Source organism: Vicinamibacterales bacterium, assembly GCA_035699745.1.
Taxonomy (GTDB): domain Bacteria; phylum Acidobacteriota; class Vicinamibacteria; order Vicinamibacterales; family 2-12-FULL-66-21; genus JAICSD01.
The window spans coordinates 13,648-33,862 of the sequence record DASSPH010000079.1 but is presented as its reverse complement, the minus strand read 5'-3'; the positions used below and the strand labels follow the sequence as shown (position 1 = coordinate 33,862).

Below are 20,215 nucleotides of genomic sequence, written 5' to 3'. Positions count from 1 at the left end.
CTTGCGGTTTGGTTATCACGCCGATCAGGTGACGCTCACGTCGGCGATGTCCCCGGCGTCGAGCGCGCGGAGGGACGGCAGCACCTTCTCGCGATCCCCCACCACCACGCTCAGCAACTTTGCCGGATCGATGTGCCTGGCGGCGATCGCCGTCACCTCGTCCTCGGTCAGCGCGAGCACCGTCGGGACGAAGCTGGTGAAGTAGTCGTCCGGCAGGCCGTAGAGCGAGAGCTGCGCCGCGGCGCGCGCGATCTGATCGGCGGTCTCGAAACTGCGCGGGTACCCGCGCGTCAGCGAGGCGCGCCCGAGCTCCAGCTCCTGGCGCGTCACCGGGCGCTCGCCGCGGATCGCGCGAATCTCGGCGATCGATTCGCGGAGCGCCGCCGCCGTCGCGTCCGCCTGCACGCTGGCGTACAGCACGAACGGGCCCGGCGCCCGCCGGAACTCGAACGCCGTGCGCGCCCCGTAGGTGTAGCCCTTGTCTTCGCGCAGATTCATGTTGATCCGGCTGACGAACTGTCCGCCGAGGATCATGTTGGCGACGAGCGCGCCGTGATAGTCCGGGGACCGGCGCGGCAGCGCGACGTGCCCGATCCGCAGCTCCGACTGCGCCGCGGCGCTGCGGTGCACCAGCGCGAGGCGCGAGGCCGGCGCCGCCGGCGCGGGAAACGCGTCCGGATCGGGGATCGGATCGGGCGACTCGGCGCGCCAGTCCGCGAACGCGCGCGCGATCGCGGAGGTGAGCGCCTGATGCGGCGCGTCGCCGACGGCGATCAGCGTGATTCGCGACGGCACGTAGGCGCGCCGGTGGAACGCGGCGATGTCGCGAATCATCAGCGCGCGCAGCGATCCCTCCGAGCCGATCGGCAGGTGCCCGTACGGATGGTGGCGATACAGCAGCTGCGTGAAGGCGCGATCCGCCAGGGCCGGCGGCATGTCCTTCATCTGCAGCAGCCGGTTCAGCCGCAGATCGCGCACGCGATCGAACTCGCGCTGCTCGAAGCGCGGGCGGATCAGCATGTCGCGGACGAGCTCCAGCCCGCGATCGAGGTACCGCTCGAGCGTCGTCAGCCCGAGCACCGTCGCGTCGTGGCCGACGTCCAGCTCGAGCTGCGCGCCGATCCGTCCCAGCGCCTCGTGCACGTCGAGCGCGGAGCGATCGCCGCTCCCCTCGTCGAGCATGTCGCCGGTGATCGCCGCGAGCCCCGGACGATCGGGCGGATCGGCGGACGCGCCGGCCGGCACCAGCGCCAGCACCGACACGAGCGGCACCTGATGATGCTCGACGGTCCACACCTTCAGGCCGTTGTCGAGCGTGGTGCGATGGATGTCGGGAAACGTGAACGAACGCTCGGGCCCGAGTGCCGGCGGGCGGCCGCGATGGGCCGCCATCAGGAGACCGCCACCGGCGCCGACCCGGGAAGCGCCAGCGCGACCCGGCCGCGCGGCACGACGCTGAGCACGACGCGTGCGGACGGCTGCAGATACTTGATCGCGGCGGCGCGAAGCTGATCCGCGGTGGCGTTGCGGTAGCGATCCAGATCGCGCCCGAAGTACGCCGGGTCGCCAAGGAACACGTTATAGGCGTTCAGCTGATCGGACTTGCCGCCGAACCCGCCGACGGTCTGCAGCCGGAACAGGAAGTGCGCCTCCGCCTGCGCCAGGCATCGCTCCATCTCCGGCGCCGTCGGGCCGCGGTCGAGCAGCGCGGCAATCTCCTTGACGATCGCCCGTTCCACCTCGGCGAGCGTGCGCCCCGGCGCCGCGGTGGCGACGATCTGAAAGAAGCTGCCCAGTTCGCGCGAATTCTGCGACGCCGCCACTTCCGTCGCGATCCGCTGCTCGTAGACCAGCGCGCGATACAGCCGCGACGTCTTCCCGCTCGCCAGGACTTCGGCCACCAGATCGAGCTCGGCGTCGTCGGCGGCGAACAGCGCCGGCGAATGCCAGGCCATGTACAAGCGCGGCAGCTCGACGCGATCCTCCAGCACCAGTTTGACGTCGCGGGGCGGCGCCGGCGCGGCCAGCGTCAGCGGCGCCGGCTTCTCGCCGGCGGGCACTTCGCTGAAGTATTCGTCGGCGAGCAGGATCCCCATGTCGGCGTCGACGTCGCCGGCCAGCGTCAGCGATGCGTTCGCCGGATGGTAGTAGCGCTGGAAGAACGCCTTCACGTCGTCGAGGTGCGCGGCGCGGATGTCTTCCGCGGCGCCGATGGTGAGCCAGTGATACGGATGATCGGGCGGGTACAGCGCCGAGACGATCGCCATGCCGGCGAGGCCATAAGGTCGGTTCTCGTAGTTCTGGCGGCGCTCGTTGAGGACGACGTCCCGCTGGTTCGAGAATTTCGCTTCGGTGAGCGCCGGCAGCAGGTAGCCCATCCGATCGGATTCCATCCACAGCGCCAGATCGAGCGCGTTGGTCGGCACCACCTCCCAGTAGTTGGTGCGGTCGGCGTTGGTCGATCCGTTGAGCGCCGCGCCGGCTTCCTGCAGCGGATGGAAGTAGCCGCGGTCGTAGTGCTGCGAGCCCTCGAACATCAGGTGCTCGAACAGGTGCGCGAACCCGGTGCGCCCCGGCACTTCGTTCTTGGAGCCGACGTGATACCAGACGTTGACCGCGACGATCGGCAGCGAGTGGTCCTCGTGGATCAGCACGTCGAGGCCGTTGTCGAGCGTGTACTTGGTGAACGGGATGTTCATGCTACCAGGCGACGATCGCGCGTTCGCGCCGCAGATCCGCACCGCCGCGGAGTTGACCGCTCGCCGGATCGATGCCGGCGGCGACGATCCCCGTCGACATGGCATGGGCGCGGCGCAGGAGCAGGGTGTGGCCGCGCGCCTTCAGCTCGTCCTGCACCGCGGCGGGAAACGACGCCTCGATCTCGAGCACGCCGGGCTGGGCGCGATGGTTGTCGAACGAGCTGACCGGATGCAGCGAGTTGACGCGGGGCGCTTCGATGGCGGCCTGCACGTCGAGTCCGAAATCGATGATGTTCAGCAGCACGAGCAGGATCTGCTGGTCCTGGCTGTCGCCTCCGGGCGTGCCGATGGCGAGAAACGGCTTGCCGTCCTTCATCACCACCGTGGGCGTCAGCGTGGTGCGCGGCCGCTTGCCGCCGGCGAGGACGTTCGGGCTCGCGGGATCGAGGTTGAACGCCTGCATCCGGTTGCTCATCGGCACGCCGGTGCGGCCGGCGACGAAGGCCCCCCCGAGCAGCCAGCCGGAGCTGGGCGTCGCCGAAAAGAGATTCCCGGCGGCGTCGGCGGCCTGAATCGAGGTGGTATCGCCCGGTTCCCTGGCTGCAGCCGAATCCTCGAGTGCGATCCGCGGATCTTGCGAATGAAGGGGCAAGCTGCCTGCAGATCTGAATTCACCGGTTGCGTTGCCCGGGTTGCCCGGCCGCTGCTCCACGCTCGCCTTCTTCGGATCGATCAGCCGCCGCCGCGCCGCCGCGTACGGCTCGGACAGCAGCACCTCCCCGGGGACGCGGACGAAATCCGGATCTCCGTAGTAGCGATCGCGATCCGCGTATCCCAGCTTGATCGCTTCCACGATGGTGTGCACGGCGTCGGCCGATCCGCGCCCCATCGTTCGCAGATCGAAGCCTTCCAGGATGCGCAGCGTCTGCAGCAGCGACGGACCCTGGTTCCAGAAGCCCGCCTTGTGTACCGTGTAGCCGCGGTAGGTGACGGTCGCAGGCTCCTCGATCCGGCCGTGATAGCCGGCCAGGTCCTCCTCCGTCATCACCCCGCCCGCTTCCCGGACGGCGGCGGTCATCTCGCGCGCGATCGGCCCCTTGTAGAACGCGTCGCGCCCCGCCTCGATCGCCCCCTCGCGCGGGAGGCCGCGCGACAGCGCCGCCTTCTCCGCCGCCGCCAGCGCGCGCAGCGTGGCGGCGAGATTCGGCTGGCGGAACGTCTGACCGACCGGCGTGATCCCGTTGGCGTAATACGTCGACTTCGTCCACGCGTACTGCTCCGACGCCGCGCGTTCGCTGCGCAGGTAATTGTGCAGGAACTCGTACATCGGGAAGCCGTCCGCCAGCTCGATCGCCGGCTGCAGCACCTCGGACAGCGACTTCGTTCCGTACCTGGCGAGCGCGATCGCCGCCGAATCGACCACCGCCGGCAGCGTCGCGCCGAGCGGGCCGTTCCCGGGGATGGCGTCCTTGCCGGCGAACATCTGCGGATTGGCGGCTTTCGGCGCCGGGCCTTGGCCGTTGATGACGATCACGCGCCTGTCGCGCGCCGAATAGATGATGATCGGCGCTTCCCCGCCGAGGCCGAAGTGCGAGATCTCGGTCACCGCCGCGGCGAAGATCGCCGCGACGCCGCCGTCAATCGCGTTGCCGCCCGCGGTCATCAGGCGCGCGCCGGCGTCCGCCGTGAAGGTGCGTCCGGCGGCCACCAGGCCGTGGCTGGCGCGCACTTCGCCGCGAACCGGCGCGGCGGGCGTCTGAGCGAGCAGCGTCGCTCCGGCGGCCGCGATCGCTGTAACAGTGGGGAGAATGCGCCGGCTGAGCACAGACCGATCCTATTACGGTTCAGGGCTGCCGGGTCAGGCGCCGCATCGCCAGCGCGCCCAGCAGCGGGCCCGGAGCGAGGAACAGAAACGCCCACTGCCAGCCGGCGGTCGCGCTGATCGGCGGCACCAGGCGCATGCTCACCATCGTGAGGAGGAATCCCGCGCTGGTCTGCAGCGTCAGCGCCGTGCCGACGTGCGTTCGCGGCGTGTGATCGGTGACCAGCGCGGAGAACTGCGCCGAATCAGCGACGACGGTAAAGCCCCAGATCACCGTGAACGGCAGCAGCGCCGCCAGCGGCGCGCCATAGAACAGCGGCGACACCAGCACGCAGGCCGCGCTGCCGAGCATCGCCGCCCCCGCGATCCGCGCCTTGCCGAACCGGTCCGCCCAGAATCCCGCCGCCACGCAGCCCACGGCGCCGCTGGCGATCGCGATGAAGGCGACCAGCGATCCCACGCGCGCTCCGTCGAGCGATGCCGCGGCGGCCGCGCTCAGCGATGCCGAGGCGAACACGGCAATCCACGTCCACATCGCGTACAGCTCCCACATGTGCCCGAAGTATCCGAGCATCGCCAGACGGGTGCCCCGGCTGCGCAGGACGACGCGCAGGGCGTGCCGGTCGAACGGCGCCGACGCGCTCACGTACGGCCCGTCCTGCACCGCGAGCGCGACGATCGACGCCCCGACGACCGCCAGCACCGACGAGGCGCTGACCACGAGGCGCCACGGCAGCCCCGCGCCGAGCCACGCGAGGAGATGCGGAAACGCCGACCCGACGCCGACCGCCCCGACGACGATGCCGAGCGCGGTGCCGCGGCGCTCGCGGAACCATCCGGCGGCGATCTTCATCCCGGGGGGATACACCCAGGCCAGAGCCACGCCGGTGAGAAAACGCAGCAGGATCACCGCGGCGTCCGACGGCACGAAGGCGATCGCCGCGTTCACCGCGGCCCCGCCCACGCAGCCCATGGCAAACAGGCGCCGCGCGTTGACGGCATCGGCCAGGTTCGTCACCGCGGTGATCAGCGTGCCGGCGACGAACCCGGCCTGCACCGCCATCGTCAGCCAGGCGAGGCCGCCTGCCGCCATGCCGAACTCCCGCACGATTGCGGGAGCGGCCGCGGTGGCCGAGAACCACAGCGTCATTCCCAGCACTTCAGCCACCGACACCAGCAGCAGCATCCGCCGCGCGGGAGTGACTGCGGACTGCTGACTGGTGACTGCCAACGCCCGTCCGCTAACGGACCTGCGTGAGGGGTATCGCCTTGGACTGCGGCTTGAAGGCCAGCGCGGCAAGCGAGACGGCGAGCTGGTGCGCCGCGGCGCGGAAGGCCTGCGCCGCCGGCGACTTGGGTTCGCCGACGCAGATCGGCACGCCGGTGTCTCCGCCGATCCGGATCGGTTCGTAGATCGGAATCGCGCCGAGGAACGGCACGTTCATGTCTGCCGCGAGCCGCTGCCCGCCGCCCTGGCCGAAGATGTCGCTCGCGGTGCGGCACGTCGGACAGATGAAATGGCTCATGTTCTCGACGAGCCCCATCGGCGGGATGTTGAGCTTCTCGTACATGCGGACCGCGCGCCGGGTGTCGGCCAGCGAGACCGTCTGCGGCGTCGTCACGAGCACGGCGCCGGCCACCGGGACGCTCTGGCTGAGGCTGAGCGCGATGTCCCCCGTGCCGGGCGGCAGATCGACGATCAGGTAGTCGACGTCATCCCACGCCACTTCCCGGAAGAACTGCTGAACGACGCCGTGGAGCATGGGGCCGCGCCAGATCACCGGCACGTCGTCCTGCGTCAGGAACGCCATGGACACGAGCTGGATGCCGTACTGGTCGGCGGGAACGATCCGCTGGCCGTCAGTCGTCAGCTGCGTGTTGATGCCGAGCATGATCGGCACGTTCGGACCGTAGACGTCCCCGTCGATCATCGCGACGCGCGCCCCCGACTGGCTGAGCGCGATCGCCAGGTTCACCGACACGGTCGTCTTGCCGACGCCTCCCTTGCCGGCGCCAACCGCGATGATGTTCCTGACCCCCGGGACCGGCTGCTTCGAGAGGTCCGGAATCACCGCCGGACGCACCCGCGCCGTCATCGTCACCTCGACGGAGGACACGCCGGGCAGCCGCTTCACAGCGGCGCCGGACTGCTCGCCCACCTGCTGGCGGGTGGAGGCGCCGTGAATCGCCTGCTCGACCGTGAACGATACGCGGCCGCCATCGATCTTGAGGTCCTTGACGAACTTCGCGGTGACGATGTCGCGATCGACGGTGGCGTCGCGCACGCCTTTGAGAGCTTCGAGAACGGCTGTTTCTGAGATCACCAGATCACCACTTCAGCAAATCACGAGGTCACGTGCGGTCGGCGGCAAGCTGGCCGACCAGCGGCAGCTTGAACTCTTCACCTTGGTACGCCTTGAACATCATCAGCAGCCAGAGAACCGCGGAAGCCGGAACGACGATGAACACCATCACCAGCGCGCCGAGGATCGGCACGATCTGGAGCAGGATGTCGATCGCCACGATGCCGGCGAACAGCAGCGTCGACTGCAGGGCGTGAAAGCGGACGAACCGGTTCTCCTTCTCGACCACCAGGAAGATGATCCCGGTCACGAAGCCGACGAGATAGCTGAGAGCCGCCGCGACGTTGGCGTCGAGTCCGGTCGACGTCTTCTCCGTATGTTTCGCCATCACCGGGCCGCGGCGCGTTCGGCCACGGCGGCGGATTCGAACAGCGCGCGCACCTCGTCGTGCAGCAGCACCCAGAACGTATAGATCGCAAGCGCGGTCCCGAACGGCAGCACGAACAGGTTCAGCAGCGCCAGCAGCATCGCGCCGGTCCGGCCGGGCGAGCGGTAGCGGCGCAGTGCACGCCCGACCCAGACGCTGGCCGCTCCGGCGGTCGCCACGGCAAGGGCGAACACCACGAACAGAAACGCCGTCGCGCCCGCCGTCAGCGGATCCGCCTCCGGCTGCCGCGCGATGGCCGCCGCGCCCGCGGCGAGGAGCAGGAGCGATGCGCCGAGCAGCAGCCCCATCCCGCCCCAGGTCAGTTGGAGCAGGGCGAGCAGGCTGACGTGGGAACGCACGTCTTTTATCTTATGTTGATCCGGGCGTCGATCAGTGTCGGACGGGTGCCGGGCGCCGCCACGCGAAAGCGGACTCTGGACCCGTCGCGCACGCCGGCGGGGATGCGGAGGTTGATCGCCTGCCGGCCGTCGAGGTCGCCGACGCCGCCGCAGTCGCCGCACCAGTCGTTCCAGATTTCACCGCGCCCGCCGCAGCGGCCGCAGGTGCGGCGGACCGGCACGTCGAGCGGGACGATGGCGCCCCAGAACGCCTCGTGCGCGGTCACCACCACGTCGGGCCCGTCCCCCGGCCGCGCGCCGCCGCCGAAGAACGAGTGCCGCATGCGATCGAGCACCGTCAGCACGGACGGGAAATCGCGGTGGACCTCGTCGGCGAGACAGTCGGCGACGGACACGGAGAGCTCCTCTCCGGAGATGTCCGGATGGTAGCGGCGAGTCAGCTGGCGGTGGGCCCGCTTGATCTCGTCCGCGCCCGCGTCGCGGGCAACGCCGAGGACGTCGTAGTAGTCGCGCACGCTGGAATCACGTTACCATGCCGGCCAATGGCTGACATCAAAGAATGTCCGCTCTGCGGCGAGGCGATGCGCATGACGCTGCGCGATCTGACCGATCGCGTGCCGGGTACCGGGCAGTCCACGACCCGTCAGGTCCGCGAATGGGTGTGTCCCGAATGCGACTACTGGGAGGAAGCCGAGGGCAACGAAGGGAGAGCCTAGCGGGCGCCGAGCGTCAGGAGCATTTCCTTTCGCACGTCATCGTCAAAGTCCTCGAACTTGAGCGCGGTCTCGCACTCGTCGCAGAGGACTTCGATGACCGCGGGGCGGCCCTCGTCGTTCACCTCAACGCGCGCGTCGTCGAGGCGGACGACGTGCATCTGCAGGGTCTTCACCAGAAAGTTATGGTTGTTGCCACAACTCGGACAGGTAAACGGCATGGGTGAAATTGTATGGAATGGATCGGGCCGAACGCAATGAAGATCGGCTTATTCTTCGTCGTCTTCGGTTTCGAATTCAGCGGGATCGCCCAGGCGCAGCACCTGACCTGACGCGTGGCCCGCGAGAATGCAGTGCGGCCCCTTGGCCTCGAGGGAAACCACCGCGACGTCCCACGGCCGGGCCCGATACGCCGCCGCCACGCAGCCGCACGGCAGCCCTTCGAGCGCTTCGAGCTCGAAGATCGTGCCTGTCGGCCGGACGGAGCTGATGGACGCCGCTGGGACTGCCATGCCGTTACCCTCCAGTCGTCGGCCACCCGCTGTGGCTGACGTCCGCTGACCCTCACTGCAACTTCGGGACCAGCTATTGCGTTAGACCAGGTATCGGCGGCTTTGGTTCCCTTCGACAGAGAACTTCCTTTAGAAATAACGACTTCGCGCCGGTGTCCGCCCCCGCACGCAGGCTGGTGCGCCTGACGCCTGCAGGAGACAGTTCTGCCGCCGGAGCCCGGGCGGCCCGTCCGCCGCCGGGAAAGCGCTCACAGGGCGCGGGTTAAGAGATATCTGCCGCGCTGGTGTGTCGTACCGTCACACAGCACACAAGAACGGTCACGAATTGCAATTCAGGAAACTGCCGTTGACGGCCGCGCCGGGGAACAGGCGCTGGGCCGCTTCCACGTAGAGCGCGAGCGTCTGCTCGTGTTTCGGCGACGTCGGCCCGGCCACGCACATCATGACGTCGACCGAACCTTCGCGCCTGATCACCGCGTCGATCGTCCCCCGGATCACTCGTCCGTGCGAGGGATCCGGCAGCGAGAACGGGACGTCGAACGTCGCCTCGGCGCCGGCCAGCGCCGCGGCCGTCTCCATCTGTTCCGTCAGGATCTGCCACGCGCCGGGTTGGACGCCGGTACTCGTTTCGGGCGCGTCTGCGGCCACGCGCTCGACCGCCGCCGAATCGGCGAGCCCTCCAAACAGGTCCGTGCCGGCGGCGGGCCTCACGTCGGTCACGGCTGACTCAGCGATCGCACCCGTCGCGGCGTCGGCGCGGCATACGGAGAAGCGGTAGCAAATACCCGATGCCGCGGTCCAATCGACGGCATCTCCCGGGTCGCGCGCGGCGCGCACGAACAGCGCGCGCATCGTCTCGGGCAGCACCTCGCCCAGGCTGCCGCGGCCGGTCGCGAAGGCGCCGTCCTTGAGAATGCTGCCGAGGTAGAGGCGATCGCGCGCGCGGGTGAGCGCCACGTAGAGCAGCCGCTTCGTTTCCTCGCGATCGCGCAGGCGCTCGGCTTCGTCCATCTCGGACACGAACGGCCCCACGGACACGTCCTCGCCGGCCACGCGCACCGGACGCGGGAACCCTGCCGCGCCTTTCGCCAGATTCACCACGAAGACGATGGGAAACTCGAGGCCCTTTGAAGCGTGGATCGTCATCAGGTTCACGGCGTCGAGCGCTTCGAGCACCGCGTTGGACTCGTCGCCCGCGGTCAGCGAATCCAGGTGATCGGCAATCCGCGAGAGCGTCGCGTAGCCGCGGTTCTGGATGCGGCGGATGAGACCGCGCATTTTCTTCAGGTTTTCCCACGCCTGGTACCGGCGCCCGCCGCGCAGCTCATGGGCATAGGCCGTCGCCGGGATGAGCGCTTCGATCAGGTCCGCCGGCGGAACGCGGTCCACCTGCTCGATCCACGCCGGCGCGAACCGCCGGATCAGGTCGAGCGCGCGCCGATCGTCCTCGTGCAGCAGCGCGATCGCGGCGGGAGGCTCCGGCGCGGTGACCGCCGCCGCGAGGTCCGGAGCGAGCGCCGCGAGCCCCGCGTCCGACAGCCGAACGAAGCGCGACCGCAGAAACGCGGCGGCGCGGAGCTGCGACGAAGGATTGGCGAGGTAGCGAATGAGCGCGGATACGTCTTTGATCTCGTCCGCGTCGAAGAACCCCAGCCCCTTGTAGACATAGGTCGGAACGCGGCGCGCCTCGAGCGCCGCCTCGAGCTCGCGGTGGCTCGCGCGCGATCGGAACAGGATGGCGATGTCCCCCGGCCGCGCCGGACGCGGGATTCCGGTCTCCTTGTCGCGCACGGTCGCCGTCCGAAGCAGCCGCCGGATTTCGTCCGCCACGGCGGCGGCGCAGGCATCCGCATCGGCGCCGGCGACGATTCCCAGCAGCGCCGAGGTGTCCGGCACGACCGCCGCGTCCGGCGGGCCTGCCGGGAACCTGTCCTCCTCGTCGTACTTGAAATCGTCCGCCCGGCGTGCGTCGCGTCCGATCTCGGCAAAGAGATCGTTCACGAACGCGAGCAGCCCGGGAACGGCGCGGAAGCTGCGCGAAATCGCCCGGCGCGCGCTGCCGCCGGGGCGCAGCGCCGAGATGAAGGCGCCGGCCTCCTGCAGTACGGCCACTTCGGCGTCGCGGAACCGGTAGATCGACTGCTTGCGATCGCCGACGATGAAGATCGAGGGCTGCGCGATCATCCCGATGCCCTCCCCCCACGCTTCGACCAGCAGGGAGATCAGCTCCCACTGCTTGCGGCTCGTATCCTGGAACTCGTCGACGAGGACGTGGTGATACCGCCCCTCCAGCCGGTAGCGGCTCTGCGAGAACTCGTCCATGCGGGCGAGCAGCTCGACCGCGCGCTGCAGCACGTCCGAGAAGTCCAGCAGCGATCGATCGTTGAGCGCCGTGCGGTAGTGCGCCAGCGCGATGGCGAACATGCTGCGGATCCCGCGGGACAGCACCACGTTCAGGTCGCGGCTGAAGGCGCGGCGGATGTTCTCGAAGGGGGGGCCGAGCCGCAGCGCCTCGAGCCGATGCCGCTTGCCTGCCTCGGGCGACGGATAGTCGTCGTTCGTGTACGGATGAATGCGATCGGCGGTCCGCGGCCTGCCGTCGGATTTCAGGAAATGCGCCGCGGCCCGATCGATGAGTCCGCGCACCGCCGCGTTGCCGGCTCCGCGAAACGATTCGAGCCGCCGCAGGTCCTGCGCCAGCAGCCGATAGCGCGGCTGGCGTACCGGCCCTTCGGCGAGGAACCGGTCGCGTCCGCCGGAGACCGTGGCGAACAGATCCACGAGCGCGTCGACCGCTCTGCGGCACACCGTGTCCGCGTCGAGGTCCGCCGGGCCGCGCTCGAGGAACCGATCGAGCACGTCCCACGCCACCAGGCGCCGCTGCAGCAGGTAGGCGAGCCCTTCGCGCGCGCGCGTGAGCCCCAGCTGCGCCAGCACCAGGGCGATGTCGGGATCGCGCCTGGCGAGGGCAACGAAGGCGGCCAGCGATTTATCGAGCGACTGATCGATCAGCCGCGGCACTTCGGTCTCGTCCGCCATGCCGAAGCCGGGATCGAGATCCGCCTCGAGCGGGAACTCGCGCAGCAGCGACAGGCAGAACGCGTCGATGGTGCTGATCTGGATGTCCGCGAGCCGATCGCGAATCGCCGCCCAGCCCCCGCGATCGAACGCCGCCTGCTCCGCCGACCGGCGCAGCTCGCGGATGATCCGCTCGCGCATCTCGGCGGCGGCCTTGCGCGTGAAGGTGATCGCCAGGATGTTCGCCGGGTCGACGCCGCGCGCCAGCAGGTTCACGTACCGGGTCACCAGCACGCTCGTCTTCCCCGTGCCGGCGGAGGCTTCGAGGACGACGTTGTTGGCCGGATCGCGGGCGAACTCCCGCGCCGCAGCATCCGGATCTCCGATCCCGGTTCCCCGGCCCCCGTTCCCCGATCCCTCAGAAAACAACGACATCTGGTTCGGCATCAGAGATCGTCTCCCACATAGTCCTTGCGGCAGACCCCCGGATACGCGCACCAGTTGCAGAGAAACGGCTCGTCCGGCTGCACGGGGAATTCACCCCGCTCCACCGCGTCGATCACCGCCAGCAGCCGCTCCTGCCCTTCGCTCGCCGCTTTGCGCACGTTGGGCAGCTCGACGAAGGCGGTCTTTTCCTTGAAGGCGATGTAGCCGGCCCGCGCCAGCGTCCATTGGCGCCCATGGCGGCCGGCCAGCGCCTGTTCCGCGCAGGCGCCGTATATCGGCAGTTGCAGCGAGCGCTTGCGCTCCGGCGCGCGGCCGATCTTGTAGTCGACGATTCTGAGCGTGCCGTCGGCGAGCAGGTCGATGCGATCGGCCTTCGACCGGAGCGCGACCCGGCGCTGCGCCCCCGCGGCCTCGAACGTGAACACGCCCTCGAGCTGATGCTCGAGCAGCCGCTCGACCACTGCCACGTCGTCCTCGATCTCGAACGCGAACGCGCGCTCGCCGAACCCGGCCGCCGCCGCGGAGCCCAGCAGCAAGGTGCGTTCGAGCGCCCGATCCCCTTCAGGCAATTCGTCCAGGTGCCGCGTGGCGATCCGATCGAACAGCTCGATCGCTTCGGCCATGTTCGCGGTCGTCACGGCTCCACGGCCGAGGCGCTGCCATTCGGTGAAAAAGCTCTCGAACACCTCGTGGACGAACGAGCCGCGCTCCTGCGGCGTCATCCAGGCCTGCTCGTCGCGCTCCTCGGGCAGCTTCAGCACGTGCGCCGCGTAGAACTTGAACGGGCACTCGAGGTATCGCTCGAGCCGGCTGACGGCGTAGACCGACGCGGCCCTCGGGCCGGTGACGCCGCGGAAACGTGCGGCCTCGAAGCTGCGGCCGGCGCGCAGCGCGAGCCACGCCGACGCCTCGCCGGCGAGCACGCCCGGCACCACCGGCGGCAGACTGAGCGCTTCGTGCGCGAAGACGCGCGCCCCCGCCAGGCCGGGCGCCGGCGTGAATCGTTCGATCGGCAGTCCGACGGCGTCGACATCTTCAATCAGCGGCGACGGCGACACGATGGCATCGTCTTCCAGCGTGATGGTCGAGAGTGAGACGCGGCGGCGGGGCAGCCGCAGCAGATCCTGGAACCGCGCGCGGGACGCCGACAAGCGATCCTGATCCTTGGGCCATCCGAGCTGGGCGAGCAGCGATTGCGGATAGAAGATGCTGCGCGCGCCGCGCTCCGGCCAGTCCGCTTCGGTGAGGCCGACGAGACGCAGCTCGTCGAGATCCGCGTAGGGCACCGCCGACGCATCCAGGAGGGTGACCCCGCTGTCCCCCAGGCGCGGCGAGAACGTCTGTCCGTCGATCCACCGCCGCACCGACCCGGAGAGCTGCGCGATCGACAGCGGTGCGGGATCGTGGGCGGCATGCGCATCCCGCAGCATCGTCAATGCCGACCGCACCGCGGCGCGGGCGCGCAGATGGCGCGCGAGCCACGGCTCGTCGCCGCGCGCAGGGCGCTCGTGCTTCGCGATGAACCCGAGGATGCCCTCGATCTGGGCCGGGGCGGTGGCGGCAGCGGCGGCCGCCGCGAGCTCGGACGCGATCTGCGCGGCCGCCGACAACCGGTGTTCACCCTGGCCGCGCAGCTCTTCGGCCAGCGCCGTCAGCCGATCGATGCCTCCGAGGTACTTGCGATCCACCAGCAGGCGATCGAGAACGTGGACGTCGGCGATCGTCAGCGGCGCGCTGCCGGCGATGAACACGAAGTGGGGGCATCGCAGGAGCTCGATCAGCGCGCCGCGGGTGAAATCCGCCGCGATCGCGCCGAACACGATATCCACCGAGGCGGCGAACGGCTCGCCGGCGAGCGGCAGCGCATCGAGCGCCTGATACGGCATGCCGGCATCGGCGAACACCTGCCGCGCGAGATAGAGGTACGGCAGCGGACGCTGGAACGCGATCGCGGTTCGTGACAGCGGGGCGGCGGATGCTCCGCGCGTCTTCAGCGCGCGCACGAACGCGGCCAGCTCCTCCTCGCGATCGCGGCACAGGAACACGCGCGCCGGCTCCGCGCCGGGAGCCGCGTCCGGCACGACCAGGATCGGCAGCGGCGCCGCGGCCGCGCCGAACCGGACATCCTCGATGCCCGGCAGGATGGTTTCGTGCAGCCGCTGATGGAAGCCGGCCTCGAGCAGCGCCTCGGTCGCGATGACGTCGATCTCGGCGAGGCCCGGCATGCGCGCCAGGAGATCGAAGTCGGCCGTCCACAGGCCCCGCTTGTCCGCCGACTGGTCCGGCACCGTGACGACGACGCGCCGATACAACGGGCGCGGCGATTCGAGGGCGAGCGCGCGGATGCGATGTTCGTCCACGCCGCCGACGCCGGCGAGCGCCTGCTCGAACTCGGTGAACGCCGCGGTCAGGAACCGCGTCTGCGCCAGCAGACGGGCGGCGCCGCGATCGTATTCGGCGCCGGGCTCGAGCGCGCCGGTCATGAGGCGATCGAAGTCCGCGACGGTCCTGTGCCGGCGGCGCAGCTCGTCGTACAGCGCGAGGATTTCGACCACGAGTCCGGCGCGCAGATTGAACGGGGGCTCGGCTCCCGCCTGCGTCGCGCGGATCGCACTGCGCCGCAGCAGCGCCTCGCGGTGAAACGCGGTCAACAGCGGCGGCGCGCCCGGCAGCCGCTCGCGCAGCCGCGCGTACCACTCGTCGCGCGTCGCCAGGTCCGGAATCACGATCGCCGCGCCCGCGGCGAGCGCGGCGTTCTCCATCGTCCGCCGCAGCTCTTCGGCGGCGCTCCGCGACGGGACGATCACCGCGCAGCCGCGCGCCGCGATCGGATCGGCCGGAATCGACGCGAGGATGGCGCGCTGAAATGCCTGCAGGTCGGCTGCCCGTACCAGCCGGGTGGTGCGCGGAGTGATCACGATCAGCGCGGCCCGGCCGGCGGAAGCGCCGGCAGCGCGGCGAGCGCCGCCAGCTCCTCGTTCGCCCGTTCGAAGAACATGAGGGCGCCCGCCGCGGCCGACGATGCCTCGTTGGCGGGCAGCATCTCGCGGGTGGCGACGGCGCGCAGGCGGAGCTCGCCGGCGCGCGCCGCGAACTGCACCGCGCTCTTGACGATGGCGTGGGCGGCCGCCGCTTCGGCGGGAGCGCCGATCGCGGCCATCAGGCGCGCCGCCTCGCTCATCCGCGCGTTGAGGCGCTGCAGCACCGTGTACGACGGGCCGGCCAGCCGTTTGATCTGATCCAGCGAGTCGCGCGACACGCGCAGCAGCGACAGCGGCCGCGCCACCGCCGCCCGATAGGTGCGCAGCGCGTCGGCCCGGAGGGCCCAGTTGTCGCGCGCCAGGCGGAGCCGCCTGGCCGCGTCGAGCTTCGTGTCCAGGGTCGCCAGCAGCGCCGCCATCTCCTGCGGCCGCCGCTGCCCGAGTCGATCGTCCTCCGACAGCGCGCGGCGGATGATCCGCTCGACGCCGGTGACGTCGGCGGCGCGCGCGTAGCGATCCGCTGCCTGCATCGCGTCGCGCGTCAGGGCCTCGTAGGCGCGGCTGGCGCGCTCTTCGGCGACCAGCGCGCTCCGCGCCCGCGCGTACAGCGGCACCGTCGCCGCCGAACGTCCGACCCCGGCCTCCACCAGCACGCGTTCGATCGAGCGGAGCAGGGAAATCCGCTCGCTGGCCTCGGGGGACAGCGCGGCGGCGCGGAGCGCCTGATCGATGTGATCCTCGAACGACGGCGGCGGCAGCAGCGGCACGGACGGCGGCGCCGCCATATTGGCGACCAGGCTCAAGTCGACGTTCACCGCGCCACCCTGGGCGCGCGTTTCCGCGATGACGCTGTCGAAGAGCCCGGCCAGCTCGGCGACGCGCTCGGCGCGATAGCCGAAGTGGTCGGCCGCCCACTTCGTCACGTTCTGCCGCGCCTCGGCCGCCATCGCCACCTTGCGCGCCGGATCCGCCGTCAGGGCGATCTCGTTCAGCGATCGCGACACCGCTTCGTTGAGCAGCGCGAAGTCGTCCGGCCCGCGCGTGGCGGCATAACGCGTCGCGCGCACCGAGTCCGCATATGCGTCCGTCTTCTCCCAATCCACGGTCTCGGCCGGAATGCTGAGCAGGTGCAGCGGCGGACCTGCGACCAGCGACGCCGGATCGCTCGACGGCGGCGCGGCGTCGAGCGGCAGCGACACCACCACACGGTCGGCGACGCGCGCGAACTCGCCGTAGCTCAGGAGCGTCGTGCCGTCGTTCAGGAAAATCCGGTACAGCGAGACGTCTGCCGGCGCGGTCTGCGCCGACACCGACAGGCTGCACGACAGCATCGAGACAACGGCGAGAGCGCGGCGGAACCGCCCTGTGGAAAACATGTGGATGAACGGTGGAAAGCTTGTGGACATTCTGACACGGCAGCAGAATTTTTTCGCGGGCGCGCCGACATTCATGGCGTCTGCTGCATGTGGATGCGCCTTCGCGCCTTCTTTCGCTTGCGCCGCACGGACGCGGCGCTAGAATGCTGCCTCGCCGTGAGAGTCCAACGCTTCGACGAAACCATCAACGGCCGCGAGTACAAGATCGAGGTCTCTGCCGTCGGGACCAAATGGCGCGCCCAGATCGCGCGCGCACCGGGCGGCTCCCGCGCGATGATGCCGTTCTACGGCGCCACGCCCCACGAAGCGGTGCACCACTTGAGCAGCTGGCTCACCCTGAACTGCGCGCGCACCCCCCGTCAGGTATAGTGGCGCCATGCGCGCTTCCATCGTCTCTGCCGCGCTTCTTTTGACGCTCGCGGCGGGCGTTCGGTCCGTCGCGGCGCAGCCGCCTGCCGGACAGACCGCCGCCGCCCCGTCCCAGGCCGCGGCCGACCTCCCGCGCGTCCGGCTGCTCGCAACCGGCGGAACGATCTCGAATCGCAACGGCGGCCGCCTCTCCGCCGCGGAGCTCGTCGCATCGATGCCCGATATCGGCCGCTACGCCCGCGCCGAGCACGAGCAGTTCGCCAACACCTCCAGCTCCCAGATCACGATCGAGCAGTGGCTCGCGCTGGCGCGGCGGATCAATCAGCTCTACAAAGACGACGCCGGCCTCGCCGGCATCGTCGTCACCAGCGGCACCGACACGCTCGAGGAGCTTGCCTACTTCCTCAATCTCACGGTCCGCTCCGACAAGCCGGTGGCGGTGGTGGGATCGATGCGCAATCCGAGCGAGCTCGGATACGAAGGCGCGGCCAACCTGCTGGAGGGTTTCCGCGTCGCCGCAAGTCCGGCGGCGCGCGGACGCGGCGTCATGGTGGTACTGAACGACGAGATCAACGCCGCGCGCGAAGCCACCAAGACCGACGCCTTGCGGCTGCACACCTTTCAGACGCGCAACTACGGCGTCCTCGGCGTCGTCGACGACGACCGCGTCGCGTTCTACCGGAAGGTGGAGAAGCGGCACACCGCGCAGAGCGAGTTCGACGTCCAGGACATGACGTCGCTGCCGCGTGTCGACGTCATCCTCACCTACCAGGGAGCGCCGGGCGACCTCATCAAGGCGGCCGTCGATCACGGGGCCAAAGGAATCGTCATGGCCACGGCGGGCGCCGGCGCGACCAGCGGAACCCAGGGCGAAGGCATCCGCTACGCGCTCGAGAAAGGCGTCTTCGTGGTCACGACGACGCGCGCCGGCAGCGGTCGCATCGCCGCGCGTCCCCGCGCCGCAAGCGCCGGCCCGTCAGCGGCGCCCAACCCCCGCGAGCGCGCCATCGCCGGGGAGGATCTCGCGCCGGTCAAGGCGCGCATCCTGCTGATGCTGGCGCTGGCGAAGACTCAGAGCCCCGGCGAGATCCAGCGGATGTTCATTGAGTACTGAGCAGCGCGAAGCGCCCCACGTCGAACACGAGCACGCTGACCCGCCGCTCGCCGATTGATGCCGTCGTAATCCCTTCGGGCTTCAAGCTCCGTGGAAACGTCGCCAGCACCGACAGCGGACCCGCCGCCGCGGCGTCACCCTTCCATTCGAGGATCCGGAACTCCCGCGTCTCGTCATTCAGCGCCGCCCCGCTGATCACCCGGAAGGCGCGCGCGCCCGCATCGTACTCGAGGCTGCGGATTCCCGCGCCCTGCAGCGGCAGGCGAATCGCGGCGCCGTCCACCCGCAGGTTCGCCGCCGATAAGGGACCGGCCGCATCCTGCAGCTTCAGCGGAATCACCAGCGCCTTCCCGGCGATCACCGGCGCCCGCAACCCGAGCAGCAGGCGGCCGCGCTCAGGGTCCCACGCGATCGCTTCGATGTTGAGCGCTTCGTCGCCGAGCACGCGCGCGGTGCCTTTCAGCTCGGGCACCCGGTCCGCCAGCCACGCCTTGAGGCCGCGGATGCGCTCGACATCGGTCGTGCGGCGGGTCCGAGGATCGAAGCGGAACCGCACCAGTCCGTCGCCGTCGAAACCGGTGTGCTTGGATTGCGATCCGACCACGTAGAAGCGGCTGCCGTCGAACGTGATCCCTTCGAGATCCGTGACGTCTGCGCCGAGTGAGATCGGCAGCGCCGCCGACCGCTGGCGCCCCTCGGCGCTCAGCTCCATCCAGAAGATTTCGCGCGTGCGGCCGTCGTCGACGAAGAGGACGCCGTTGGTGCCGGGGACGTGCGCCACGCCGGAGGCTTCGAACCTGCCGCCGGCGATCCGCTGCGGCACGCTGGCTGCCGGCGCCGACGCGATTCCCGCCCGGACCATGAACCAGGCGGAAAGCACGACCGCACTGAACGCCGCGGCGCCGATCAATCCACGCGTGGTGCGCACGTCGCAACAGATTACACGTTGAACTTGAACAGCAGCACGTCGCCGTCGGCGACGACGTACTCCTTGCCTTCCATCCGGTAGAGTCCCCTGTCCCGCGCGGCGGCAACCGAGCCGCAGGCGACGAGGTCGTCATAGGCGACGGTCTCCGCCTTGATGAAGCCGCGCTCGAAATCCGAGTGGATGACGCCTGCGGCCCTCGGCGCGGTGTCGCCGGCGTGGATCGTCCAGGCGCGCACTTCCTTCTCGCCGGCGGTGAAGAACGTCTGCAGCCCGAGCAGATGATACGTCGCCCGGATCAAGTCGCCCATGCCGCTTTCCTGCACCCCGAGCGCGCGCAGGTAGGCCTGCGCTTCGTCGGGATCCAGATCGACGAGATCGCTCTCGATCTGCGCACTGATGACGACCGCCTCGCACGCCAGATGGGTGCGGACATACTCGCGGACCTTGACGACGCCGGGATTGGCGTCCGCGGCGGCGAGCTCGGCCTCGGCGACGTTGCAGGCGAAGATGGTCGGCTTGTCGGTGAGCAGGAACAGTTGCCGCGACAGCGCGCGCTCCTCGGCGGCAAGCTCGACCGTGAGTGCCGGCCTCCCCGCGTCGAGTGCGGACTCGACCTTCGCCAGCACCTCGTCTTCAACGGCCGCGGCTTTGTCCCCCCGTCTGGCGTCCTTCGACGTGCGCTCGCGCCGCTTCCGCACCGTTTCGAGGTCGGCCAGCATCAGCTCCGTATTGATCACCTCGATGTCCCGCACCGGGTCCACGGTCCCGCTGACGTGATGCACGTCCGGATCCTCGAAGCAGCGCACCACCTGGACGATCGCGTCGACCTCTCGTACATGCGTCAGGAACTTGTTGCCGAGTCCTTCGCCCTGGCTGGCGCCTTTCACCAGCCCGGCGATATCGACGAACTCGATCGCGGCGGCGATGACGACATTCGTCCTGGCGATCCGCTGAAGCTGCTGAAGACGCGCGTCAGGCACGGTGACGATGCCGACGTTCGGGTCGATCGTGCAGAACGGGTAGTTGGCAGCCTCGGCTTTCCGCGTCCGGGTGATGGCGTTGAAGAGCGTGGACTTGCCGACGTTGGGGAGACCTACGATTCCGGCTCTGAGCATGGATGGAACCTACGATGATAACATCGCGCGTT

General features: G+C 69.7%; 18 protein-coding genes. 3 read left to right on the top strand and 15 right to left on the bottom strand.

The window, feature by feature from the left end; genetic code table 11:
- Positions 1 to 24: 24 nt before the first annotated feature.
- From VFK57_19700 to VFK57_19665, 8 genes are read right to left on the bottom strand one after another with little or no spacing between them, the layout of a single operon-like run.
- Positions 25 to 1,392, bottom strand: coding sequence for a pitrilysin family protein (locus VFK57_19700; GenBank protein ID HET7697948.1), 1,368 nt, complete (start codon positions 1,390 to 1,392; stop codon positions 25 to 27).
- A complete protein-coding gene (locus tag VFK57_19695) occupies positions 1,392 to 2,699 on the bottom strand; it encodes a pitrilysin family protein (protein HET7697947.1) in 1,308 nt (435 codons plus the stop codon). Before VFK57_19695 ends, VFK57_19700 begins: the two co-directional genes overlap by 1 nt.
- A gap of 1 nt (position 2,700) precedes the next feature.
- Entirely contained in the window at positions 2,701 to 4,524 is a 1,824-nt protein-coding gene (locus VFK57_19690; protein HET7697946.1) for a gamma-glutamyltransferase family protein, read from the bottom strand.
- Between the two features lie 19 nt (positions 4,525 to 4,543).
- Positions 4,544 to 5,752 carry an MFS transporter gene (locus VFK57_19685; GenBank protein HET7697945.1) on the bottom strand — a complete coding sequence of 403 codons (1,209 nt, stop codon included), beginning with the start codon at positions 5,750 to 5,752 and terminating at the stop codon, positions 4,544 to 4,546.
- Positions 5,753 to 5,762: 10 nt separating this feature from the next.
- Positions 5,763 to 6,845: an Mrp/NBP35 family ATP-binding protein gene (locus VFK57_19680; protein ID HET7697944.1), complete on the bottom strand. Its 1,083-nt coding sequence runs from the start codon at positions 6,843 to 6,845 to the stop codon at positions 5,763 to 5,765.
- A gap of 28 nt (positions 6,846 to 6,873) precedes the next feature.
- A complete protein-coding gene (locus VFK57_19675) occupies positions 6,874 to 7,212 on the bottom strand; it encodes a hypothetical protein (protein ID HET7697943.1) in 339 nt (112 codons plus the stop codon).
- Complete coding sequence (locus tag VFK57_19670; GenBank protein ID HET7697942.1) at positions 7,212 to 7,610, bottom strand: hypothetical protein; 399 nt, start codon at positions 7,608 to 7,610, stop codon at positions 7,212 to 7,214. Before VFK57_19670 ends, VFK57_19675 begins: the two co-directional genes overlap by 1 nt.
- Positions 7,611 to 7,615: 5 nt before the next feature.
- Positions 7,616 to 8,125: a DnaJ domain-containing protein gene (locus VFK57_19665; protein ID HET7697941.1), complete on the bottom strand. Its 510-nt coding sequence runs from the start codon at positions 8,123 to 8,125 to the stop codon at positions 7,616 to 7,618.
- A 27-nt stretch (positions 8,126 to 8,152) separates the two neighbouring features.
- Between VFK57_19665 and VFK57_19660 the strand changes: the two genes are divergently transcribed.
- Positions 8,153 to 8,326 (top strand): hypothetical protein, encoded by a 174-nt coding sequence (locus VFK57_19660; GenBank protein ID HET7697940.1) that lies wholly within the window; start codon positions 8,153 to 8,155, stop codon positions 8,324 to 8,326.
- Here the strand turns inward: VFK57_19660 and VFK57_19655 are convergent.
- The 5 genes from VFK57_19655 to VFK57_19635 all read right to left on the bottom strand — a co-directional run bounded on the left by VFK57_19655 (position 8,323) and on the right by VFK57_19635 (position 16,657).
- Positions 8,323 to 8,499: a hypothetical protein gene (locus VFK57_19655; GenBank protein HET7697939.1), complete on the bottom strand. Its 177-nt coding sequence runs from the start codon at positions 8,497 to 8,499 to the stop codon at positions 8,323 to 8,325. The genes VFK57_19660 and VFK57_19655 overlap by 4 nt on opposite strands.
- A 93-nt stretch (positions 8,500 to 8,592) precedes the next feature.
- Positions 8,593 to 8,835 carry a hypothetical protein gene (locus VFK57_19650; GenBank protein HET7697938.1) on the bottom strand — a complete coding sequence of 81 codons (243 nt, stop codon included), beginning with the start codon at positions 8,833 to 8,835 and terminating at the stop codon, positions 8,593 to 8,595.
- A gap of 318 nt (positions 8,836 to 9,153) precedes the next feature.
- Positions 9,154 to 12,288: a UvrD-helicase domain-containing protein gene (locus VFK57_19645; protein HET7697937.1), complete on the bottom strand. Its 3,135-nt coding sequence runs from the start codon at positions 12,286 to 12,288 to the stop codon at positions 9,154 to 9,156.
- Positions 12,289 to 12,299: 11 nt separating this feature from the next.
- Positions 12,300 to 15,218 carry a PD-(D/E)XK nuclease family protein gene (locus tag VFK57_19640; protein ID HET7697936.1) on the bottom strand — a complete coding sequence of 973 codons (2,919 nt, stop codon included), beginning with the start codon at positions 15,216 to 15,218 and terminating at the stop codon, positions 12,300 to 12,302.
- Between the two features lie 2 nt (positions 15,219 to 15,220).
- Positions 15,221 to 16,657, bottom strand: a complete 1,437-nt coding sequence (locus VFK57_19635) for a hypothetical protein (GenBank protein HET7697935.1) — start codon at positions 16,655 to 16,657, stop codon at positions 15,221 to 15,223.
- Between the two features lie 156 nt (positions 16,658 to 16,813).
- Between VFK57_19635 and VFK57_19630 the strand changes: the two genes are divergently transcribed.
- Positions 16,814 to 17,026 (top strand): hypothetical protein, encoded by a 213-nt coding sequence (locus VFK57_19630; protein ID HET7697934.1) that lies wholly within the window; start codon positions 16,814 to 16,816, stop codon positions 17,024 to 17,026.
- Positions 17,027 to 17,033: 7 nt separating this feature from the next.
- The gene (locus tag VFK57_19625; GenBank protein HET7697933.1) at positions 17,034 to 18,140 is read left to right on the top strand and encodes an asparaginase; all 1,107 of its coding nucleotides are present in this window, start codon (positions 17,034 to 17,036) and stop codon (positions 18,138 to 18,140) included.
- Here VFK57_19625 and VFK57_19620 read toward each other — a convergent pair.
- Both VFK57_19620 and ychF read right to left on the bottom strand, forming a co-directional pair.
- Positions 18,127 to 19,068, bottom strand: coding sequence for a DUF3616 domain-containing protein (locus tag VFK57_19620; GenBank protein ID HET7697932.1), 942 nt, complete (start codon positions 19,066 to 19,068; stop codon positions 18,127 to 18,129). The genes VFK57_19625 and VFK57_19620 overlap by 14 nt on opposite strands.
- An 11-nt stretch (positions 19,069 to 19,079) precedes the next feature.
- Positions 19,080 to 20,183 carry a redox-regulated ATPase YchF gene (gene ychF / locus VFK57_19615; GenBank protein HET7697931.1) on the bottom strand — a complete coding sequence of 368 codons (1,104 nt, stop codon included), beginning with the start codon at positions 20,181 to 20,183 and terminating at the stop codon, positions 19,080 to 19,082.
- Positions 20,184 to 20,215 lie beyond the last annotated feature (32 nt).

Coding starts and splice junctions, on each gene's coding strand:
- VFK57_19650 (HET7697938.1), bottom strand. CDS start 8,835: ATGGCAGTCCCAGCGGCGTCCATCAGCTCCGTCCGGCCGACAGGCACG.
- VFK57_19625 (HET7697933.1), top strand. CDS start 17,034: ATGCGCGCTTCCATCGTCTCTGCCGCGCTTCTTTTGACGCTCGCGGCG.
- VFK57_19635 (HET7697935.1), bottom strand. CDS start 16,657: ATGTTTTCCACAGGGCGGTTCCGCCGCGCTCTCGCCGTTGTCTCGATG.
- VFK57_19700 (HET7697948.1), bottom strand. CDS start 1,392: ATGGCGGCCCATCGCGGCCGCCCGCCGGCACTCGGGCCCGAGCGTTCG.
- VFK57_19645 (HET7697937.1), bottom strand. CDS start 12,288: ATGTCGTTGTTTTCTGAGGGATCGGGGAACGGGGGCCGGGGAACCGGG.
- VFK57_19695 (HET7697947.1), bottom strand. CDS start 2,699: ATGAACATCCCGTTCACCAAGTACACGCTCGACAACGGCCTCGACGTG.
- VFK57_19660 (HET7697940.1), top strand. CDS start 8,153: ATGGCTGACATCAAAGAATGTCCGCTCTGCGGCGAGGCGATGCGCATG.
- ychF (HET7697931.1), bottom strand. CDS start 20,183: ATGCTCAGAGCCGGAATCGTAGGTCTCCCCAACGTCGGCAAGTCCACG.
- VFK57_19675 (HET7697943.1), bottom strand. CDS start 7,212: ATGGCGAAACATACGGAGAAGACGTCGACCGGACTCGACGCCAACGTC.